We start from the raw sequence: 19,893 nt of genomic DNA, 5'->3' as shown, positions 1-19,893 counted from the left end.
CCAACCAACACCCCCACCCGCCTGCAATTGCCAGCTCCATGCGTCGGTCGCGACGATCTCCACTTTTCCACAATCCACCTACTTTCTAAACTCCGGAACCAACGGAGGCCGCGGGCCAATCTGCTGCGCTTGGCGATCGCGTGCCCCAAGACGTGCTCAGAAGTGGGCACCGGTCGGCCAGCACAGCACGATGGACTGACTCATCAACGTGATCTCCACGAGTTGCCTAGCCTCCCAAGCGGGCGTCCACGGAACATCTAGCGAAGTGAGCGTATGCATTCGGCTGGCGGATTCTGTCACATGGGACCACCCGCACGGGACCCGCACCTTGGCGAGCCTTTTGCACCCAGGGCCCCCGTTGGATCGGCCAGTTTTAGGACGCTGCATCAACACCGGGCGCGGTAGCAGCATCCCACCGGATTTGTAGGGAAGTCGAGCACAGCCCAGCGCACAAGACTACCTACTTCGAATCGAGCGCGGGCGTCGCGAAACGCGACTTGCAGTCGGCTCCCTCGGACGCTCGGAAGCAACCCGCCCTGCCTCGCGAGAACCATCGGGTGCCGCGCTAGTCGCTAATCGTGTCTACCAGCTGGCCGAGCGGAAAGTCAGCGGCGAGGCAGTCGGGGATACAGAACCGAGCCCGAGAGCTCCACGGAACTAGGCCACAAGTCTCCAACAAGACGTGCCGCTCAGGAGACCAGATCAGAGCGCGCTTCGCCGCCAATAACACAAGGCACGCATGAGAGCGATTCGCCTTTAGTTCTCCAATACATTCCCACCAGCCAATCACCACCGCCACGGAGCCTGCTTTGAAGCCACTATCGCCACCACTGCTCTGACCAGTCTTTTCATGTTCCTTTCCACCCCCGCCTGGGCCGACGACGACGATGGCGCCGAGGTGGCGGCAGACGAGGATGGGCGCACCCTTGAAGAGGTGATCGTGACCGGCACCAAGGGCTTCGAGTCGTTGCAAAAGACCGAGGTGTCGGTTGCGGTGATCACCGAGGCGACTACCAACCAGGCGCTGTTCGACGTCCGCGACGCCTTGCTTCGCGTTGCGAACGTCTCGACCCTCAGCGGCGACGCCCTCAACGACCTGTCCATCCGGGGTATCCAGCTCACCGGGGTTGGGTTCACCGGTACCGGATCCCACCGCCAACGTGTACGTGGACGGGGCGACCGGCAGCTTCAACGCCAACCAGGGGGCATCCAACCTCTGGGACGTGAATCAGGTCGAAATCCTGCGCGGTCCACAATCCACCGTGCAGGGGCGAAACGTGCTGGCCGGCGCCCTGATCATCAACACTGCAGACCCCGAGTATGACTTTCGCTCGAAGGTCAGAGCCATCACGGGCAGTGAAGAGACCTATCAATTCTCCGGGATGATCACGGGGCCGATCCTCGAGGAGCAGGTCGCCTTCCGCCTTGCGGCCGACTACCGGGAGCAAGACTTCGGCGTGACCAACGCCCTCTCCGATGACAACGCCCTGTTCCAGGAAGCCCTCACCTTGCGCGGCAAGCTGCTCTTCGAACCGGAGGCGATCGCGGGCCTGCGGGTGGAGCTCATCGGCAGCTACGCGGATACGAACTTCGCCGAGTTCGGCACCGTCGACGCCCCGCCGCCTTTGGCGAGGACGGGTTCGATGACTTCGACCGTCAGGGCGTGCAGACCTTCAACGTGGGGTCGAACCCGCTGGAGCCACTCTCCCTACTAGACCGCTGAGCGCCAAGTGCCCTGGTGTATCGCCGGTCGTCCGCACCTGCCGAACAAGGCTCGTACGGAGATGTTCGGCATCTGGGCAGGGTCGTAGATTAAGGGGCGAATTGCCGAGGAACATGGCGGCGGCGTCTTCGTGAAGGGCCAACCGCCGCCCTCTCTCCTGATCTTCTCACCGGTCTGCCAAGCCTCCATCGAGTGGGGCATGCGGCTTCCGCGACTTGCCTCGCCGCGCCTTGCCGATGCTAGTGTCCGATCCTCCGTCAGCGGCGCGCCGTGAACTGAGCCACTGTTCGATCTCAGCGCACTCTCTTCGAAGGGTGAGCGGCCGGCGTCGAGCAGCCTCAATGGTGGTCGCCTTTCCGTCCCTCGATGCACGCAAGCGTCGCCGCCGGCAGTGACCGATATCGGCGCTTGAGATTAGCGATTACGGCCGTTAGCAAGCCGGAGTGGCGCTGAGTATCGCTAGCTAGCGCTCGATGGCAATCGGCGTGGCGAGGAGGGCCTTCACAGCATCCTCAGCGCGGCCTAAAGTAGCAAGGGCAGGCCCATGACATCCCACCAACTGATCGCAGACCTGCATCAGGAGCAGCTGATGAGGTATGTTGGTGCGGCCTCGCGCACACGCCGGGCGACTTGTTCACCTGCGAAAGGACTCGCTCAGTGTTGCAGCGCAATTGCCGCCCTCTACCGCACCGCCTTCCCACCGATCGCCTGGGCCGGCGCGCGACGATCACTCCACGCCGATCACAGATACTGCAGGCAGTACTGGGGCTCACGCTGAGCAGCTGGCTGGTCGGCGCGAGCGCCAAGGCCCCGGCGATGTCCTTCATCGAACCCAACGAGGGGCAAGCGGCGGCGGCCGTCACGCACATCGCGCGCACCACGAGCTTTACCGCGCTGCTGCGCTCACATGAGGTCCAGTTCCGCGTACCCCTGTCGCAGTCGCAATCGACCGCTGAGCGCCTCGACCGCGAACCGTATCCCTCCCGCTCCCACGGCACTGCCACCCTACACATGCGCCTGATCGGCGCCCGGGAAACTCGGGCCGGCGAGGTGGGTTCGCGACTGCCTGGCCTGAGCCACTACTTGCGCGGCACCGATCCCGAGGCCTGGGTACGCGGCGTTGAGCACTACGAGTCGATCCACTATGCCGACGTCTACCCCGGCATCGATCTGCGCTACCTCCTCGTCGACGGCACCCTGCGCTACGACTTCATCGTCTCTCCAGGTGCTGACCCAAGCAGCATCCGCCTAGGCTTCGATGAAGGTGCCACCCCCCGCCTCGACCCGGTCACGGGCCAACTGCACGTGAGCAGCCGCGCCGGCGTCCTCACCCACGGCGCTCCCACCGTGTACCAGGAGCTCGCCGGCGTAAGAACGCGGGTTGCAGGCCGCTTCGCCGTGTCTGCCGACGATCAGCTGGCGTTCCGCTTGGATCAACATGCTCGTCAGGCGACGCTGATCATCGACCCCGAGATTTCCTTCTCCACCTACCTCGGCGGTACGGCCCGAGACACAGCCTCGGACGTCACGGTGGATGCCGATGGCCGCGTATACGTGACGGGCTCTACCGGTTCGCTGGATTTCCCGGTGAGTGATCCGCCCGCCCCTGGCACCAACGCCGGTGGCCTCGATGGCTTCGTCGCCCGACTCAGCGCCGATGGCCAACAGCTCGACTACGTTACCTACCTAGGCGGCAGCGGAAACGAGGAGTTCTACCAGGTCGACGTCAGCGACGAGGGCAGCGCCGCCGTGACCGGTTACACGAACTCGGCCGACTACCCCGTGCGCAATGCCTTCCAAGATCAGTATCGCGGTGGCGGCCTGGACGGCGCCGACGTTGTAGTGAGCAAGCTCTCACCGGCGGGCGACTCGCTGGTGTTTTCCACCTATCTCGGCGGCTTGGACCCAGTCGAGCCACTCATCGGCTTGGAACAGGGGCGAGGCCTGATCTTCACTGACGACGGCAGCATCCTGGTCACCGGCGAGACAGGTGCGCCTGATTTTCCTGCCACCCAAACCCTGGACGGCCGAGGCTGCGTGGAGGGCGAGGAAGGCCTCAGAAGCCCTTTCATCGGCGATGGCTTCGTCGCCAAGTTCCAGGCGGACGGTCAGGTCGACTTCGTGGTGTGCTTCGGCGGAGCCGAGCGGGACACGGGGCGCGACGTGGCCATCGGTCGTAACGACAGCCTACACATCGCCGGCTTCACCCGCTCCTTGAACTACCCCGTCACTGAGGGCGCCTACCAAACGGATTTGATTGGCTTCTACGACACCCACGTCACTCGACTCACGGCCGACGGCCAAAGCATCCTGTCCGCCACTCTGGTGGGAGGCGATGAGCCACTGAGCGAATACCTGCAACAGGTGCGCGTGGCCGAGGACGGCTCCAGCATCGTCTTCGGCGTGAGCAGCGCCACGGACTTCCCGACCACCTTCGGCGCTTACCAGAGAGAGGTCCGGGGCTCCGACGATGCAATCCTCTACCGGGTCTCCGAGGATGCAGGCCGACTGCTGTTCAGCACCTTCCTTGGTGGCCGCGCCAGCGAGTCTGGCTGGGCCATGGAGGTCGACGATGAGGGCAAGATCTACGTAGCCGGTAGCAGCGAATCCCTCGATCAACCGCTGGTCAACGCGCTGCAAGGCGAGAAGACGGGCGTAGGCGCGCCGATTGCAAGCGGCTTCGGCAGCGCCGAGGATGACACCTTGGACCTTGCAGACGCCTTCTTCGTCAACCCCAGCGACGGCGAAGTGATCGCCACCATCGCCATGGCCAACGACGGCATCAACCGCCTCGCGTACCTCGACAACGACACAGCGGAAGTGCTCGAAGAAGTCGCCGTAGGCTCGCAGGCGGACCGCACGCGCGCCATCGCAGTGCTGGAGCTGGCGCAGGACAAGGGCTCCATCGGCGTGGTCGCCGTGAACGACGACGCCCCCTCACGCATCTACTTCCGCGACGACGAAGGGAGCTTCTTGCCGCCGGAAGATCTGCATACCGAGGTGCGCGACTCGCGCGCCGTGGTGGTGAATCGGCTGCTGGACTCCACCCAGGACATGGTGATCGGCAACTACCTGCAGCCGAACTACTTGTACGAGGGCAGCGGCGACGGGCCAGAACGCGAGCGTATGCTGTTCCCGGGCAGCGAGAACACCGCCACCACTGCTCTCGCCGTGGGCGATCTCAACGGTGACGGCCTGTTCGATTTGGTCGAGGGCAACGATCAGCAGCCGAACGCCGTGTACTTCGGCAACGGCAACAGCTTCGAACCGGCTACCTTCATCGGCAGCGAGGCGGACCCCACCACGGCGATCCTACTGGCAGACGTGGAGCGCGACGGCGACTTAGACCTGGTCGTCGGCAACGACGGCGCCCCCAACAGGCTCTATCGTAACCTTGGCGATGGCAACTTCGACGCCCCCATCGATCTCGACCCTGGACCCGTCAACACCACGTCCCTGGTCTGGGTCGATCCGTTCTTCGAACCCCCCTACGTGCTCAGCGCCGATGCCGGCGCGGGCCATACGTACATCATCGACGGGGAGGACATCACGCGTCTGCCGCTGCTGGGGATCAGCCAACCCACCTCGGTGCTGAAGGACCTCTTCCGCCGCTATTACCAAGCCGGACCACCGGGCGTCGGCGTTGAAGAGTTGCGCGTAGGGCTCCAAGACGCCTACCTTGCAGTCTTCGATCCCGCTGGCCGCGAGCTGCTCTTCTCCACCCTGCTGGGAGGCGCAGGCCCCGATCGCATCAACTGGGGCCTGAAAGTGGATGGCGAACGCAACGCTTACCTGGCCGGCTCGACCGAGGCTGTCGACTTCCCCTTGCGCTCTGCTTTGCAAGACAACTCCGCCGGCGCCCAGGAGGGGTTCGTCACCAAGATCTCCCTGCAGGACGTGACTCAGGCACCGCTCATTCGCTACCTCACGGTGCTGGAGCTCGAGTCGCCCAGCCTCGACGGCATCGTGCGCGCCGTGTTTCGCTGGACCACCCGCGACTGCACGGCCGCGGACGCCGCATCTCTCTACGACCTACAGGTATCACTCGCTGGCGAGGCAGCCCCAGTGAGTGCGGAGAACGTCTTCGTCGACGGCATCCTGCAGCCCCTCGGCACCGAGCCACGTCACGCGCCGCTATGGGGCTACGATCTCACGCGCTTCACGCTCGACGAAATCGGCACGGGCATCGAACTGGCCATTACCCAACCCGGCGCCTCCGGCGTAAACTACCGCGCGAGTAGCGTGCTAGGCCTGTCCAAGGACGGCTTGCTGCGGATCGAGAAGTACGAGGACGGCGTGCTACTCGCCGCCGATGACGCCGTGGTCGCCAGCCAGTACACCATCGTGCAGCAGGGCGACTGCGACCGCGACGGCATCAACGGCGCCGTCGACAACTGCTTGTTGGCGGCCAATCCTGATCAACGCGATACGGACGGTGACGGCATCGGAAACCGCTGCGACGCCGACCTCGACAACGACTGCGCCGTCGAGCTCGATGATCTCTCGACCCTGCGTGGCTTGTTGCAGAGCAACGATCCGAATGGAGACCTAAACGGCGATGGCATCGTCAATCGCCGTGACCTGCGCTTGGCGCGCGAGGCGTTGTTCGAACCGCCGGGCCCAAGCGGTGTGGCGAACCTCTGCTCGGCCCGGCCATAAGATAAGGCCGATGAGCGAACCCATCGAGGATCGTGTGTACACCAGGCGCGTTCAGGCGCTCGCCGACGCGCTGCAGCCCTACTGCCCGGGCGGCAGCAAGCGCTTCGCGCTGAATGATGATTTCAGGCTTGCGTTGACGCTGACACCGCCAGACCTCGACCATCGGGAAGAGATCGAAAGGGTGCTCCACAGCTTTCAAGACATCGTAGGCACCTACCGCGTACAGGAGCGCCTTCCCAGTGAAACTCCGCGGGAGCATCTTGCGAGCTGCGATTTCGCCAAGATCCAGCGTCTGATCGCGGAGGACTTGCAGAGCATCGCTGCCCTGGCGCGCGACGCCCAAGGCACCGATGCCGCCTACGCACTGGTCGTCTGGATGGACCCCGATCAGGGCGCCCTTCGCTATCGCGTGTGTTGCGGGGAGGCCTTTGCCGTGGCGCTAGAGACGGAGCAGCGTGGCGCATCGGCGAAGTACTACGAGGCCCCTGCGGACATCGAGCGTTTCCGCTACTTCGACTATGAGACCTTCTCCTACGATCCTTCCCGAGCGCTCAGCTCACTCCTGAATGCCAACTCGGAGCGCTCATATGCCCTTTACCGGCGCTACGGAGAGCCCTATCTGTCCGCTAAGGATACGGAGCACTTCGAGCTGATGACCCAGGCCTGCGCCGACGCCATCCACGAGGCCTCAGCGAGCGTCCGAGAGACGCTGCTCACCGATGACAATTTCGCCATCATGATCTCCTTCTACGATCAATCGGAAATGACCGAGTATCGCGGCGTTCGGCGCACCGTCGGTACAGCGCAGCTGCGCACGATCATGGGGCACTGCTACGGCGATCTGCTGGGCTAGCCAGGCCACTATTCGCGAGGTGAGGACGTGGATCCCGGTGGACAGCCGCTTGGCCACCTCCTCGGGCGGTCGCAGCTAGCCTCTTGCGACTCGCAGGAATAGCTGGCTGAGGCCCCATACCCAGATCACCGCCCCCACCAATCCCAGCACCGCGTAAGTCCCCCAACCACCCTCTCCGGCGGACACTAACCAGTAGATCTTGCTGCCGCAGTAAGGTGGGTACAGCGCGAAAAGAGCCTGCCAGGGTGTGGGTATGAACCAGGCTACCGTCGCTGCCAGCGGAAGCAGCCCTAGCAGCTTCATGTAGGCAAAGGCCTGCATCTTATCGTCCGCCAGGGTGGGCACGAGCAGCGCGAAGATCATCGCCCCTGGCGCCCCCACCGCCACCGCGATCAACAGTCCACCCGTATCTGGCACCCCCCAACCGATGATACCGGCCTCTATCGTGGCCAACATCACCGTGACTACGGTAGCGGCGCCACCTAACACGGCCAGGTACTGCTCGATGGGAATTGGCGTAACGAGCAGAGCCTTCACGGTGCTGTCCTCTCGGCTCTCCAGCAACAGCAGGCCTGCCACCATCCCACCCAATTGGGCGGACACCTGTACCAGCAGATGACTGGCGAGCAGGGGAATATACGGTGTGAAGTCGAAGTTCAGGCGCGTATCCAGCTCCTGCGTTAGCCACGGCAGAAACCAGCGCAGCCCCACGGTGAGGGCAATCACGTACGCCGTCATGCTGAGGAGAAACCGATCGCGGAGCACGCGCAGGCCGTCGAAGCGCAGCACTGCGAGCAGGGGCGTGATCGCTAACGGCGTGCTCACGATCGCGTACCGAGAGTCACGTGATGGCGAAAGCCGCGGCGCGCCCAGAGGATCGCGAGCCCGATACTCCCCACGGTGACCACCACCGAATATATCCATTGGCCAGGCGACAGCTCCCTCACGCTCGCCAGCATGAGCAACATAGGCCCCATCGAGGGAATGGCGTAATAGAGCGACGGCGGCCCCAGCTCTAAGACGTAGAACACGGGGAACTGCGTAACCATCCCCACCACCGCTGCACGAGGGAACAGAAACGCCAACAGGGAGTTGTGGCGAGCCACCAGCCCCAATCCAATGAAGGCGTACATGATGCCGAGACCTAAGACTCCGCCGGCCAACGGCAAGACCTCGAGCGACACGCCCCAGAAGGCAATGGTGTACATCAAGACAGCCTCCACCATGGAGAACGCCGTGAGCGTGAGCACCTTGGCCCCCATATACGCATCAGCCGTAAGCGGCGAGGCACGCAGGGCGAGGAGCGTGCCCGCGCTGCGGTCCATCAGTACTTGCGCGGCGCAGAACATAAACGTGGTACTGCTTAGGGCGAGCAGGTAGAGGCCGCTGAGCGCTTCGCCCGCATAACGCTCGGGTATGACGAGGCGTCCGAAGAGACCGAACAGCAAGGCGCCAACAACGCCGATGAGGTACAGCCCCGATCGTGCCTGGCGCACGATGTCTAGCCTTACGGTAGCGACGAAGCCGGCCATCAGACCAGGCGCCGCCCCGTCACGGCCACGAAGACCTCCTCCAGCGTCGCCTCCTGCGAGTGCACCGCGGCAAGCCCTGGTTGGCGCAGTGCCGCGGCGAAGGCATCGTCGTCCGCGAGGCCGTCGAGCGGGAAGCTGGCCTGCCCTGCGGGCGTGGCTACGTCGCCCTCCCAACGCACCAGCACATCGCGCCTGCCGTAGCGCTGGCGCAAGGCGGCAGGCGCGTCGATGGCGACGATCTGACCATCCAGGATGAAGGCGACCCGATCGCACACCTGATCCGCCGTGGTCATGTCGTGGGTGGTGAGCACCACCGTGACACCGCGCGCTTGCTGCTCAGCGATAAGCTCGCGGATGCGCACCGCGTTGACCGGATCAAGTCCAGCTGTAGGCTCGTCGAGAAACCACAGGGTGGGGCGGTGGAGTAGGCTACGGGCTACGTTGAGTCGATTCTTCATGCCCTTGGAGAATTCACCCACGCGCCTATCGGCGTGCGCCGCCAACCCCACTCGCTCCAATGCGTTGATCGCCGGCTCCGCCTGGCCGTCGTAGAGCGCGCGAAAGTACTCCAGATTTTCTCGAGCCGTGAGCTTCAAATAGTGATTTGGCTGCTCGAAGCTAACGCCTATCTGTCGGTACAGCTCCCCACCCCAGGCCGCGAGCGGTTGACCGAGCACGTCGACGGTTCCCTGGTAGCCACGCAGGTGGCCGATGAGGATATTGTGCGTGGTGGACTTGCCGGCACCGCTCGGCCCAAGGAAGCCGAAGACCTCGCCCCGGCGTACATCGAAGCGCAGGGCCCGAACAGCCGCGGTCTCGGCGCCGGCGTAGGTGTAGTGCAGTGCGTCGACGTGGATCACGTCCGGCGGTGGGGCGGTGCTCATGAGGCGATACGGCAGCGGTACGCCGCCCGGCTCACGCGTGGGGCTGCATCGTGCACAGACCAGACGCTACTCCTAGCCCAAGGCCGGATCAATAGGGCGCTACAGGGCCTGGCACCCGGGCGACTTCGCGTTCGTGCAGCGCCGCATCCGATCGACCTACCGCATCTCGTCACCATCACGTAGAGTTACGTTATGTAAGGTACTTTTCATGGAGGACTCCAGCGTGAAACGCCCCACCGCCGGACTCACCACCCTACTGTTTCTCCTCTTCCTCACCCTCTCGAACGCGCACGCCGTCGGCCCAGCGCGGGCACCTACATCGCCCACCCTAGGCAACCCCACTCTCCTGGCGGACTATGTCTTCACTCCGGATCCAGCGTACGCCTACAGCCTCACTGGCACCGAGGTGCTTCCTGGCGCCACGGTGTACACGCTGCTCATGGACTCGCTCACCTGGCGCAGCGACGAAGAAGTAGACCGCACCTTATGGACCCATGAGGTGGTGGTCATCGTCCCCGACGAGGTGCGCGCCAATACGGGGTTCCTGCTGATCAACGGCGGCAGCAATCCGGAGGACCCTGTGGATGAGGAGATCCTGCTCCTGGTGCTCCCCATCGCCACCTCCACGGGCACGGTGGTGAGCATCGTCTCGGAGATCCCCAATCAGCCGCTGAAGTTCCCGGACCAGGAGGCAGCGATCGACGAAGACACGCTCGTGGCCTACAGCTGGGATAAGGCCATGGTGACCGGCGAGGCTGCATGGGCCGCGTACTTCCCCATGACCAAGGCCGCCGTACGCGCGCTCGACACGGTGCAGGACTTCACGAGCACGCAACTCGACGGTATCGCCGTGGACGAGTTCGTGGTCACTGGCTTCTCCAAGCGCGGCGCCACCGCCTGGCTCACCGCCGCCGTGGACCCGCGCGTACGCGCCGTGGCGCCCGGCGTGTTCGATGTGCTCGACGTGCCCCTGCAGATCGAACGCCACTTTGGCGCCTATGGATTTTATTCATCCGCCATCGAAGACTACGAAAACTTCGAGATCGTACGCCGCGTGCGCTCACCGGAGGGGGAGTTCCTGGCCTCCATCGTCGATCCCCTCGCCTACCGCGACACGCTGACGGTGCCGAAGCTGCTGCTCAACTCCACGGGCGATCAGTTCTTCCTGCCGGACTCGGCCAACTTCTACCTCGACCAACTGCCAGGCGAGACCCTCGTGCGCCAATTCCCGAATACGGACCACGGCTTGGGCGGGGTCGAGTTCGAGCTGGTGGGCGATCTGCTCGGCTGGTACGGGGACATCCTCGCCGAGCGGCCGCGCCCGGCGCTGCAGTGGACGGAGCTTCGCCCGGGTGTGGTGACGCTTGCGAGCGAGCCGCTGCCGAAGCGCGTGACCCTCTGGCAAGCCACCAACAGCACCGCACGCGACTTCCGCCTGGAAGTGCTGGGTGAGCAGTGGACCAGCAGTGCGGTCACGGCCCTCGAAGACGGCACCTATCGCGTGCGCGTGCCGACGCCCGAGATGGGCTACACGGGGTTCCTCCTCGCCGTGGACTACGACCGCGAGGGCATTGGCGATCAAACCTACACCACGCCTGTGTTCGTCGCCCCGCAATCGTTGCCCTTCGACGTGGTCGATCCCATCGGCACGCCGCGGGGCGTGCTCTACTGGGCCTGCCAGGCGGCCGGCGCCAGCGCGTGTGACAACGTAGACTTCACGCCAGATGAGCTGGAGGCGCTACTGCCGGTGAGCGTCTTCGGTGAGTACATTTCGGACTTGGCTTCCCTGAGCGAGGTGCTCCTCACACTCTCCGAGGATCCGGCGGTGAAGGCACGGCGGGCGTGTGCGGCCACGCGCCTGAACATCGCCGCGGGGGAGCTTGGGTGGTATTCGTCTCTCGAACTTGGCCTGCTCGGCGGCGGCCCCCTTTGGCGCTTCTACGGGCGCGCGGAGGAGGCCTTCGAGACGGGCGCGAGCGCTCGCGCGGATCGCCTCTGCGACCGCATCAACCGCAGCACGGAGTGATGCATGATTGGCCTATAGGCGATTGGTGGGCTCACACTCAGCTGCGGGCTCGTCAGCAACGTCCCACAGCTCGCCCTCCCGATTCGCCGTAGCAGACCTTAGCGGCACGACGCCCGTCACGACAGCACGCACGCGATCTGCGAAGGCGCTGGGCAATCCTGCTACCGCGCAGCTCTAAGCGCCACCCATGATGCGAGTGCCCACGAGACGGCCAGGGGTGGCGGTGGCGAGGGATGCTCTCACGCGAGTCCTGAGCTCATCGATTGCTTTCCTCTGCGCTATGCTGCGCGACACGACACGGGGCGAACGAAGGGATCGGGAAGCGGCGCTGATGAATGAGCAAAGCAGCGAGGCTCAGGGCGGCCTGCGCGACGGGTGGCACGAGCAGCTCGCACCTGAGTTCGATAAGCAATACATGAGGGCGCTGCGCGAGTTTCTGCAAGCGCGCAAAGCTGAGGGCAAGACGGTGTATCCCCCGGGCCCTGAGATGTTCACCAGCTTCAACCTCACCCCCTTCGAATCGGTGCGCGTGGTGATCCTCGGCCAGGACCCGTACCACGGCCCTGGTCAGGCCCACGGGCTCAGCTTCTCAGTCAAGAAGGGCTGCGCCGTCCCGCCTTCGTTGAAGAACATTTACAAGGAACTACACGACGACCTCGGCGTGCCCATCCCATCCCACGGTCACCTGGAAGCGTGGGCCAAACAGGGCGTGCTGCTCCTCAACGCCGTCCTTACGGTCGAAGCGAGCAATGCGGGTGCCCATCAGGGAAAGGGCTGGGAGCCGTTTACGGACCGGGCTATCCAGGTGCTAGGCGCCGAGCGCGAGCATGTGGTGTTTATGCTCTGGGGCGGGTATGCGAAGAAGAAGGGGGCCTTGGTGAACGGTGAACGCCACCTGGTCCTGCACGCACCGCATCCCTCGCCGCTCTCGGCACACCGTGGGTTCTTAGGTTGCCGGCATTTCTCGCAAGCGAATGCTTATCTGCAGCGCCACGGCGTGGAGCCGATCGATTGGGCCTTGCCCCCGTGAGCGAGTGCCGCAGCCCTATGAAGGCTAGGGGCCGCAGCTGCTGCTACGGCCCCTGACGCTCAGACCCTTTAGTTAGCGTCGCCGGTCAGTTCCAAGACCCGCTAACGTTTACGCCGGAGTAGCTCGAGTAAGCCTGCACGCCAATGTGCCAGGTGCCAGCGGCTGGATTGGTGATCGTACACACCTCGTTGTTGCCCCAGCGATACGGCCGGCAGTCGTAGGTGAACAGATCCGGTGCGCTGCCGTACCGCAGGTACAAATCTGCATCGCCCGTCCCCCCCGACATGGTGACGTCGAGCGTGGTCATGCCCGCGGGCACCGTGAACGTATCCCGCACCCAGTCGGGTGCATTGGCTGCGATATTGGTGAGGTTGTACGAACCGCCTGTGCTGTAGTTGGCCACCAAGGTCACATTGCTGAAGCTCGCGTAAGCACGCACCATTACGTGATAAGTCCCCGTCTGCGGAGAGGCGAAGCTGCAGGTCTCCTCGTTGCCGATGAGGTAGGGGCGACAATCGTAGGCGCTCTGGGTAGGGGGGCTAGCGTAGCGCACGTAAAGATCCGCATCGCCCGAACCGCCGGAGATCTTGAACTCGAGGCTGCTAGCGCCTGCCGGCACCTGCAGGGTGAAGTACAGCTCGTCGTTCGTGTTCCCGCTAAGGCCCGTGACCGGCACGCCGTTCTCCAGTGCGGCCGGCCCGCCGTTGCCAAGGGAAGCCACTGCCGCCGCAGCGTCCGCGATGCCGGCGCCACACTCGCTGCACACGCCCGGGAAGGCCCGCGCCGTAGACTCGATGATGGACTCAACCGCATCCGGCGACAGGCTGCTGTCAGCGGAGATCAGCATAGCGGCCAAACCGGCCACGTGGGGCGCGGCCATGCTCGTGCCCTGATAGGACCGGTAGTTGTCGGTGACCGGGCCGTTGAGGCCCGAGTTGGACGTGGACAGCACACCATCGGCAGCGGTGAAGCGCACATCACCCCCTGGTGCCGCCACGTCTACCACCGCGCCGAAATTCGAGAAGTAGGAGCGACTTCCGGTCCGATCGGTGGACGCGACGACAATCACCCCTGAACAGTTGGCAGGCGTGGCGCCCGACGCATTGATCGCATCGTTACCGGCGGCCACGACAATGGTGGCGCCGATGGTGCGGGCCGTATCAATCGCGTTCTGCATCGTCGATGTGCAGGAACCGGGGCCCCCTAAGCTCATGTTGAGCACGTCCGCCGGGTTGGCGTTGGCGGGCACGCCCGCGACGGTGCCACCCGCCGACCAGAGGACGCCGTCGGCAATGTCTGAGGTGTAGCCACCACAGCGGCCCAGCACGCGAACCGGTACGACCTTGGCGTCGAAGGCCACGCCCGCCACCCCAGTGGCGTTGTTAGTGACGGCGGCCACCGTGCCGGCGACGTGCGTGCCGTGCCAGCTGCTGTCGCGGCGCCCTATCCAAGGGCGACAGACCCCAGCCTCGGAAGCATCGCCGGGGTCTGTGGCGTCCGCATCGCGGCCGTCTCCATCCACGGACACGAAGGTGTCACCGATGAAGTCGTAGCCCGGCAGGAGATTGGGCAGCAGGTCGGGATGGGGCAGGTAGCCCGTATCGATGACGGACACCACCGCCCCGGCCCCCGTGGTCGTATCCCAAGCAGTCGGTAGATTGAAACCACCCACTGCCTCGAAGTAGTGCCACTGCTGATTGTACGAGGGGTCGTTGGGGATCATCTGCGGTTGCAGCAACACGTCGGGCTCGACGTACTCCACGTTCGTGTCTGCGGCCACAGCGCCTAGCAGACGCTTAAGTTCGCCAGGGCGGCGCCACTTGGCGAGGCGATACACCTCGCCGCCGGTCGCTACGTCGCGGCGGTAGGTGACGTCCAGCCCGGAGAGGCTGGCGATCACCCGTGCCCGATCAGCCTTGGTACCACTGCCCATCGCTCGGCCCAGGGGGCTCATGCGGTTGGCAACACCGTCCCTGTACTTGACGATGATCTGGTTCGTCAGTCCCTCTGCTTGGTCGGCGGAAACGCCCGTTGTGCTTTGCGCAAACGCGGACAACGACAGGGCGAGCGGGGCGATCGTGGCGATCGCAAGCTGCTGTGCTAGGCGACTGGTCAGAATCGCTCCAAGTCTCTCGTGCTTGATCATGGGTTCCTCTTGGCGTAGACGGCCGTGTGACTGGCGGAGTGCTTGCAGATGAAACCACTGCGAGGTGGTGCGTCTGCAACGTGTTCAGCGAGTCATGGCGCAGGCACCGTTCGCCTTGTATCAACCGCTCGTCGGCTCACGGTCACGATGAATGGCATTTGCTAGTGCCGTCCGCACTGAGCAAAGCGCTTCGCGAGGATCATGAATTGTTACCGGTTGGCCCCTACTGAGAGGGAACTCGGTGAGAGGCTCGCAGGGGATGGGACAGATTCGCCTGAGGGGTGGAGAGAGTGGATTTGAGACTGTCGGGAGGGATCGTCCGGCGTCGGCTATGTCATGATCGACGAAAGACACCCAGTGCTCCGCTGCGCACCTCCACGGGAGGGGGACTCGATACCAACGGCGAGGTTATCAATCCAAACGATAGGTTTCGGCTGCCACATCTAAAAATAGGCAGCGTTTCTCATCTTCAGACAAGCTGCCCACTTCGTCGTCAACACACGATATCCAGGAGCGCGCGTCGATCGCTTGCGTGGCGACTGGCCAGTCTCCTCCGAACATCAAGCGCTGCGGGCCGAAGGACTGAAGGGCGGTCTGAATAAACGGCGATAGATCGCTCGCCTTCCAGCTCTGGTGGTCAGCCTCGGTCGCAACACCAGACAGTTTGCACACCACGTTCTCGCGCTCGGCGAGCGCACTCATTTGCCGCGCCCATGGCTGCAGCGCACCGTCGATGATTCGCGGCTTGCCGATGTGATCCAGTATGAACTGGACGTTTGGGCACGCATCAACGAGCGAGATCGCATCATCCATCTGCCAACCTAAAATGCAAATGTCGAACGACCAACCAAACCGTTCCAAAGCCTGCACGCCCTGGATGAACTTGGGCTGCACACAAAAGCCGGCCTGCGTCTCCCCTTGAATCAGGCGCCGAACACCTCGCATCTTGCTGAAGTCCTGCAAACGCTCGAGCAATGGAGCGATGGCATCGCCTGTCTCGACCGGTGCGTGGGCGACGTAGGCGGCGATGCGCGGATCCTGGAGGGCCACCTCATCGACCCAGGCAATCTCGTCGAGCGCATGACCCGGATCGATGTCGCATTCAACGAAGACCATCTTCGACACGTCGACGCCATCTACGGCTTCGTCATAGTCAGGCAGAAGGTAGGCCCGACCCAGGGTCTCGTGCCCGTTCAACCAACGATAGGGAAGGCGGCTTGGGTCCCAGATGTGTAGGTGAGAATCAACAATTGAAAAGTCGGGCATCTCTGCGTTCCTTGGTCAGTGAGCATGCCCACTGCTTGGAGGAAATGAAGCGCTCAGGCTCCCTCTTCACCAGTCCTGAAATCGAAACATGAGGTCAAGCCCGCATCCGCCACGACCACGCTGCCGGTCACGCCGGACGCCTTGGCCGATGCGAGAAATACGATCGTCTCTGCCACTTCCTCCGACGTCAGCAGTCGGCCCAGCGGATTGCGCTGCTCGCGGGTCGCCAGGAACTTCTCTGGGTCCGACGCCGTGGCGAGGTGCTTGCGGAAGAACGGCGTGTCAGTGACGCCCGGACACACGCAATTGGCGCGGATCCCATCGCGCGCATGGTCGATGGCGAGCGAGCGCGTCACCTGCAGGATGGCGCCCTTCGAGGTGGCGTAGGAGATCAGCCCCTGCTCGGCCATGTAGGAGTCGATACTGCCCACGGTCACGATGGCGCCGCCGCCGCGAGCGATCATGCCCGGCAGCAGCGACCGTGCGGCCAAGACCAGGCCGCGCACGTTCACCGAGTAGGTCTTGTCCCAGTGCTCGTCCTCGAGATCTAGGATGGTGCCCACCCGCAGGTAGGCAGCCGCCGTTACCAGCGCTGTCGCTTGCCAGCCACGCGAGGCCAGCCTGTCGGTGACGGCGTCCCAGGTGGTGGGATCGTCAACACTGCCCGTGACCCACGCGAGGTCGTCATGCTCATCACGCGGGTTCAAGTCGACCCCGAGCGTTTTGATCCCTTCTCGCAGAAACAAATCGACGGCTGCCCCGCCGATGCCCGAAGCACCTCCGGTTACCACCGCAACTTCCATACCCTGCCCTCCCTAACGGTGCGCGCTACAGCGCGTCGGCTTCGAACGCGTAGCTGAATGAAATCGGATTGCGCGGATCCAGTGCCACCGCGGTGGCAACGCCGCGAGCGTTGACCGGATTGTCTGCCACGCCTGCCCGAGTCCCCAGATCGAACACGCCGGCGAGCGGTTCCACGCCCAGACACATGTTCCGGCTGCTCCAGGGCGGTGCAGCGCGCCCGCGATTGCTGATCCAAAGCTGCAGCGAGGGCACGATGGACGCATCCCAAGTCAACGTGTAGGCCGCGCGGTCTTCTTGATTCGTGAGCCGAACCCAACCCTCTTCCATACCGCACAGCTGTAGGATCTCTTCGGTGTCGTGAGCGAAGGGCAATCGGTCGAAGGGGGCCGTTCCGCCCGCTGCGAGCGGGACCTCACCCAAGCTGTCGAAGAATCCGCCCGGCTGCGCGCGCGACACGCCTGCTTCCGGTCCCGCGGGGTGAATCGCACCGAAGGCGAACGCCGCCGGCTCCACCAGCAGATTACCCGGGATCTTGGGAAAGGCGAGATTGGGGTGGATGCCAATCGGTCGACGTCCCGCGCTGCGTGCGTGGATGTCGAGATCGAAGCTGAGCCTTGGCGCACTGGGGTCGCAGCGTACGCTGCGTTCGAGTCGCGCGATGATTGAGCTTTCCGGGTAGTCGACGCCGATGCGGATCATCGTGTCCGAGCGTTCCATCAGCTCCCACCTGCCGAGGCAGCAGGCGCCGTGCAGTAACTCGTCAGTTGCATCGAACAGACCTTCGCCACACTCAGGCTCGTAGGCCAGTGCTGCGCGCCAGTCCTGGGTCACGCTGTGCAGAGGATAGGTGCCACCGAAGGGGACACAGGGAAACTCGGAGCGCAGATTCTCCAGCAGCTCCGGCTCTAGCGACTCGCCATTGCCAAGCCAAGGTGCCTGGTAGAAGGGCGCAACACGGCGTCCTGCCCCAACTTTCAAGGTGACATCGGCCAGCATCCCGCCCTGCGCCAGAAGCTTGAGCGCGCCGAAGTCCCATTCCAGATTCCAGCTATCCATAGTGCCCCCCGTTCAAGCGCCCGATGCACGCCCGAGCAGTTCAGTAGTTGCCGTACTTGTCGTTCAGCACGTCGACGAAGTCCTTAGCATCCTGCAGGATGTTCCAAGCATCTTCGTTGAAGACCAGATCGATGACCCACCACTCCCCGACGTAGTTCGCGTTGTCACGCAGCGCGGGGACGATCTTGTCGAAGTCAATGTCGCCGGTGCCGAAAGCGTTGTGCATCGACGTGATGCCGGCATAGAGCGACCCGTCGTTGTCGATTAGGTGGACCAACCCGATCTTGTCCTTGCACATCTCGATGAACTCGAGTTGACCGCCAGGGAGCGTTTCTTTCTTTGTGTGTTGGAGGGCACCCAGCTCACTCATCTGGTAGACGCGGGAGCTGTCGAGCTCCAGTCGGAAATTCGGCTCACCGACGTCCTCCCAGAGCTTGACCACCTCGCTGGGGGTGTTGAACAGGAAGCCCGGTTCGAATTCCCAGACTATTTGCATGTCGTACTCTGCAGCCGACTGAGACACACGTTTAAAGGCGTCGACGGTGATGTCCCAGGCTCGCTGGTAGTCGCTATCGACCATGAAGGTCGGGGTAGCGCGAGTGTCCACCCTCAGGGTTTTGGTAAAGCCGCAGTCGTTCAAGAACCTGAGGTTCTCCTCGATCGTTTGCACCCATGTGTCTGGTTGGAACTGTATGATGATGCCGCCTACCACCCCGATCTTCGGGTTGTATTCGGAAACTTCCAAGCCGTAGTCAGCGATCTTCTTCGCCAGCGCCTTGCGCGACTCGAGGGTAGGATGACTCTCGGGATCGGCGTGATTGCCATCCAGACTGATGCCGTCGTAGCCGATCTCTGCGGCCTTCTTCAGGACATCATCGAGACCGACTGGGTTCTTGTCGTACGGTGTGAACTGGAAGCACCATGTGCCGAAAGAGATCTTGCGTTTCATTTCCATTCCCCCCAATGAGTTGTGTTGCAAGTTGTAGGGCAAGCGCCGAGCTGGTCGCTCGCGCGCCTGCGGTAGCGGGCCTCACGTTTCGATCCGAACAGATGCAGGCCTTCGATTGGCGCGCCAATCCGTCGCGCCGTGGCGGCGCCCACCGAGAGACTGAGCGAGATGCGTCACAGGCTGTACGGCCACGGCTTCGCAGGCGGCTCATGCAACTCAGGCAGCAGGCCATCAGGTTCGAATCCAAGCAAGCGTAGGTCTTCGTTGAGTGCGTCGATACGCTGCATCGTGGCAACATCCAAGGAGAAGTCGAACACGTCGATGTTCTCTTTGATTCTCGCGGGATTGGAAGACTTAGGAATTACCACGACACCGTTCTGCAGATGCCAACGAAGTACCACCTGAGAGACGGAACGGCCGAGAGTCTTTGCAATAGCCACGAGCTCGGCATTGTCAAAGACCTTGTTTTGGGCCATCGGTGACCAGGCCTCGACCCGGATGCCTTTGCCGTCGCAGTACGCGATCAGATCCTTGGTGCTCTTGAGCGGGTGCAGCTCGACCTGATTGACCATCGGCGTCACGCGCGCCGTCTCAGCAAGCTCCCTTAGATGGCTAATTTCGAAGTTGCTGACGCCGATCGCGCGCACTCGACCGTCTCTGTAGAGCTTCTCGAGCGCCCGCCAGGTGCTGGCCGACTTGCCCTTTACCGGCCAGTGCACGAGCAACAGATCGACGACGTCGAGGCCGAGCTTCCTGGCGCTCACGTCGAAAGAGTGCAGCGCCTCGTCAAACCCCTGCTCAGAGTTCCAGATCTTCGTCGTGACGAAGATATCGTCTCGTGGCACGCCGCAATCGGCGATGGCGCGGCCAAGGTCCTCTTCGTTCTGATAGAAGGATCCGGTGTCGATGGAACGGTAGCCTGCCTCGATCGCCGCCAAGGTGGCGTTGTAGGCCGCCTCTCCCTG

At 63.5% G+C, this 19,893-nt stretch carries 14 protein-coding genes; 5 read left to right on the top strand and 9 right to left on the bottom strand.

Annotated elements, in window-relative coordinates:
- The first annotated feature begins 1,127 nt into the window (after nucleotides 1-1,127).
- The 3 genes from AAGA68_22460 (at nucleotide 1,128) to AAGA68_22450 (ending at nucleotide 7,235) form a co-directional block, all read left to right on the top strand.
- Entirely contained in the window at nucleotides 1,128-1,715 is a 588-nt protein-coding gene (locus AAGA68_22460; protein ID MEM9387833.1) for a TonB-dependent receptor plug domain-containing protein, read from the top strand.
- Nucleotides 1,716-2,380: 665 nt separating this feature from the next.
- Complete coding sequence (locus tag AAGA68_22455) at nucleotides 2,381-6,382, top strand: FG-GAP-like repeat-containing protein (GenBank protein MEM9387832.1); 4,002 nt, start codon at nucleotides 2,381-2,383, stop codon at nucleotides 6,380-6,382.
- Nucleotides 6,383-6,392: 10 nt separating this feature from the next.
- Nucleotides 6,393-7,235, top strand: a complete 843-nt coding sequence (locus AAGA68_22450) for a hypothetical protein (GenBank protein ID MEM9387831.1) — start codon at nucleotides 6,393-6,395, stop codon at nucleotides 7,233-7,235.
- Nucleotides 7,236-7,310: 75 nt separating this feature from the next.
- Here AAGA68_22450 and AAGA68_22445 read toward each other — a convergent pair whose 3' ends face one another.
- Genes AAGA68_22445 through AAGA68_22435 form a run of 3 tightly spaced genes read right to left on the bottom strand, consistent with a single transcriptional unit; the run spans nucleotide 7,311 to nucleotide 9,651 of the window.
- Entirely contained in the window at nucleotides 7,311-8,060 is a 750-nt protein-coding gene (locus AAGA68_22445; GenBank protein ID MEM9387830.1) for a hypothetical protein, read from the bottom strand.
- Nucleotides 8,057-8,767 carry an ABC transporter permease gene (locus AAGA68_22440; protein MEM9387829.1) on the bottom strand — a complete coding sequence of 237 codons (711 nt, stop codon included), beginning with the start codon at nucleotides 8,765-8,767 and terminating at the stop codon, nucleotides 8,057-8,059. The genes AAGA68_22445 and AAGA68_22440 overlap by 4 nt, the downstream gene beginning before the upstream one ends.
- Entirely contained in the window at nucleotides 8,767-9,651 is an 885-nt protein-coding gene (locus AAGA68_22435; protein MEM9387828.1) for an ABC transporter ATP-binding protein, read from the bottom strand. Before AAGA68_22435 ends, AAGA68_22440 begins: the two co-directional genes overlap by 1 nt.
- 223 nt (nucleotides 9,652-9,874) lie before the next feature.
- On the opposite strand from AAGA68_22435, the gene AAGA68_22430 reads away from it, so the two are divergent.
- Complete coding sequence (locus AAGA68_22430) at nucleotides 9,875-11,677, top strand: PhoPQ-activated protein PqaA family protein (GenBank protein ID MEM9387827.1); 1,803 nt, start codon at nucleotides 9,875-9,877, stop codon at nucleotides 11,675-11,677.
- A gap of 331 nt (nucleotides 11,678-12,008) precedes the next feature.
- Nucleotides 12,009-12,707, top strand: coding sequence for a uracil-DNA glycosylase (ung, locus tag AAGA68_22425; protein MEM9387826.1), 699 nt, complete (start codon nucleotides 12,009-12,011; stop codon nucleotides 12,705-12,707).
- An 85-nt stretch (nucleotides 12,708-12,792) separates the two neighbouring features.
- Here the strand turns inward: ung and AAGA68_22420 are convergent, their stop codons facing one another.
- From AAGA68_22420 to AAGA68_22395, 6 genes are all read right to left on the bottom strand, one after another.
- The gene (locus AAGA68_22420) at nucleotides 12,793-14,853 is read right to left on the bottom strand and encodes a S8 family peptidase (GenBank protein ID MEM9387825.1); all 2,061 of its coding nucleotides are present in this window, start codon (nucleotides 14,851-14,853) and stop codon (nucleotides 12,793-12,795) included.
- A 411-nt stretch (nucleotides 14,854-15,264) separates the two neighbouring features.
- Entirely contained in the window at nucleotides 15,265-16,119 is an 855-nt protein-coding gene (locus tag AAGA68_22415; protein ID MEM9387824.1) for an amidohydrolase family protein, read from the bottom strand.
- Between the two features lie 53 nt (nucleotides 16,120-16,172).
- Entirely contained in the window at nucleotides 16,173-16,922 is a 750-nt protein-coding gene (locus AAGA68_22410) for an SDR family oxidoreductase (GenBank protein ID MEM9387823.1), read from the bottom strand.
- 25 nt (nucleotides 16,923-16,947) lie between these two features.
- Entirely contained in the window at nucleotides 16,948-17,979 is a 1,032-nt protein-coding gene (locus tag AAGA68_22405) for a hypothetical protein (protein MEM9387822.1), read from the bottom strand.
- 40 nt (nucleotides 17,980-18,019) lie between these two features.
- Nucleotides 18,020-18,928 carry a sugar phosphate isomerase/epimerase gene (locus tag AAGA68_22400; protein MEM9387821.1) on the bottom strand — a complete coding sequence of 303 codons (909 nt, stop codon included), beginning with the start codon at nucleotides 18,926-18,928 and terminating at the stop codon, nucleotides 18,020-18,022.
- Between the two features lie 173 nt (nucleotides 18,929-19,101).
- A partial coding sequence (locus tag AAGA68_22395) for an aldo/keto reductase (protein MEM9387820.1) occupies nucleotides 19,102-19,893 on the bottom strand: 792 nt, incomplete at its 5' end.

This window comes from Pseudomonadota bacterium, assembly GCA_039193195.1.
GTDB lineage: Bacteria > Pseudomonadota > Gammaproteobacteria > Steroidobacterales > JBCBZW01 > JBCBZW01.
This window is presented reverse-complemented; position numbering and strand designations above follow the sequence as displayed.

Coding starts and splice junctions, on each gene's coding strand:
- AAGA68_22435 (MEM9387828.1), bottom strand. CDS start 9,651: ATGAGCACCGCCCCACCGCCGGACGTGATCCACGTCGACGCACTGCAC.
- AAGA68_22410 (MEM9387823.1), bottom strand. CDS start 16,922: ATGGAAGTTGCGGTGGTAACCGGAGGTGCTTCGGGCATCGGCGGGGCA.
- AAGA68_22440 (MEM9387829.1), bottom strand. CDS start 8,767: ATGGCCGGCTTCGTCGCTACCGTAAGGCTAGACATCGTGCGCCAGGCA.
- AAGA68_22450 (MEM9387831.1), top strand. CDS start 6,393: ATGAGCGAACCCATCGAGGATCGTGTGTACACCAGGCGCGTTCAGGCG.
- ung (MEM9387826.1), top strand. CDS start 12,009: ATGAATGAGCAAAGCAGCGAGGCTCAGGGCGGCCTGCGCGACGGGTGG.
- AAGA68_22405 (MEM9387822.1), bottom strand. CDS start 17,979: ATGGATAGCTGGAATCTGGAATGGGACTTCGGCGCGCTCAAGCTTCTG.
- AAGA68_22420 (MEM9387825.1), bottom strand. CDS start 14,853: ATGATCAAGCACGAGAGACTTGGAGCGATTCTGACCAGTCGCCTAGCA.
- AAGA68_22400 (MEM9387821.1), bottom strand. CDS start 18,928: ATGAAACGCAAGATCTCTTTCGGCACATGGTGCTTCCAGTTCACACCG.
- AAGA68_22415 (MEM9387824.1), bottom strand. CDS start 16,119: ATGCCCGACTTTTCAATTGTTGATTCTCACCTACACATCTGGGACCCA.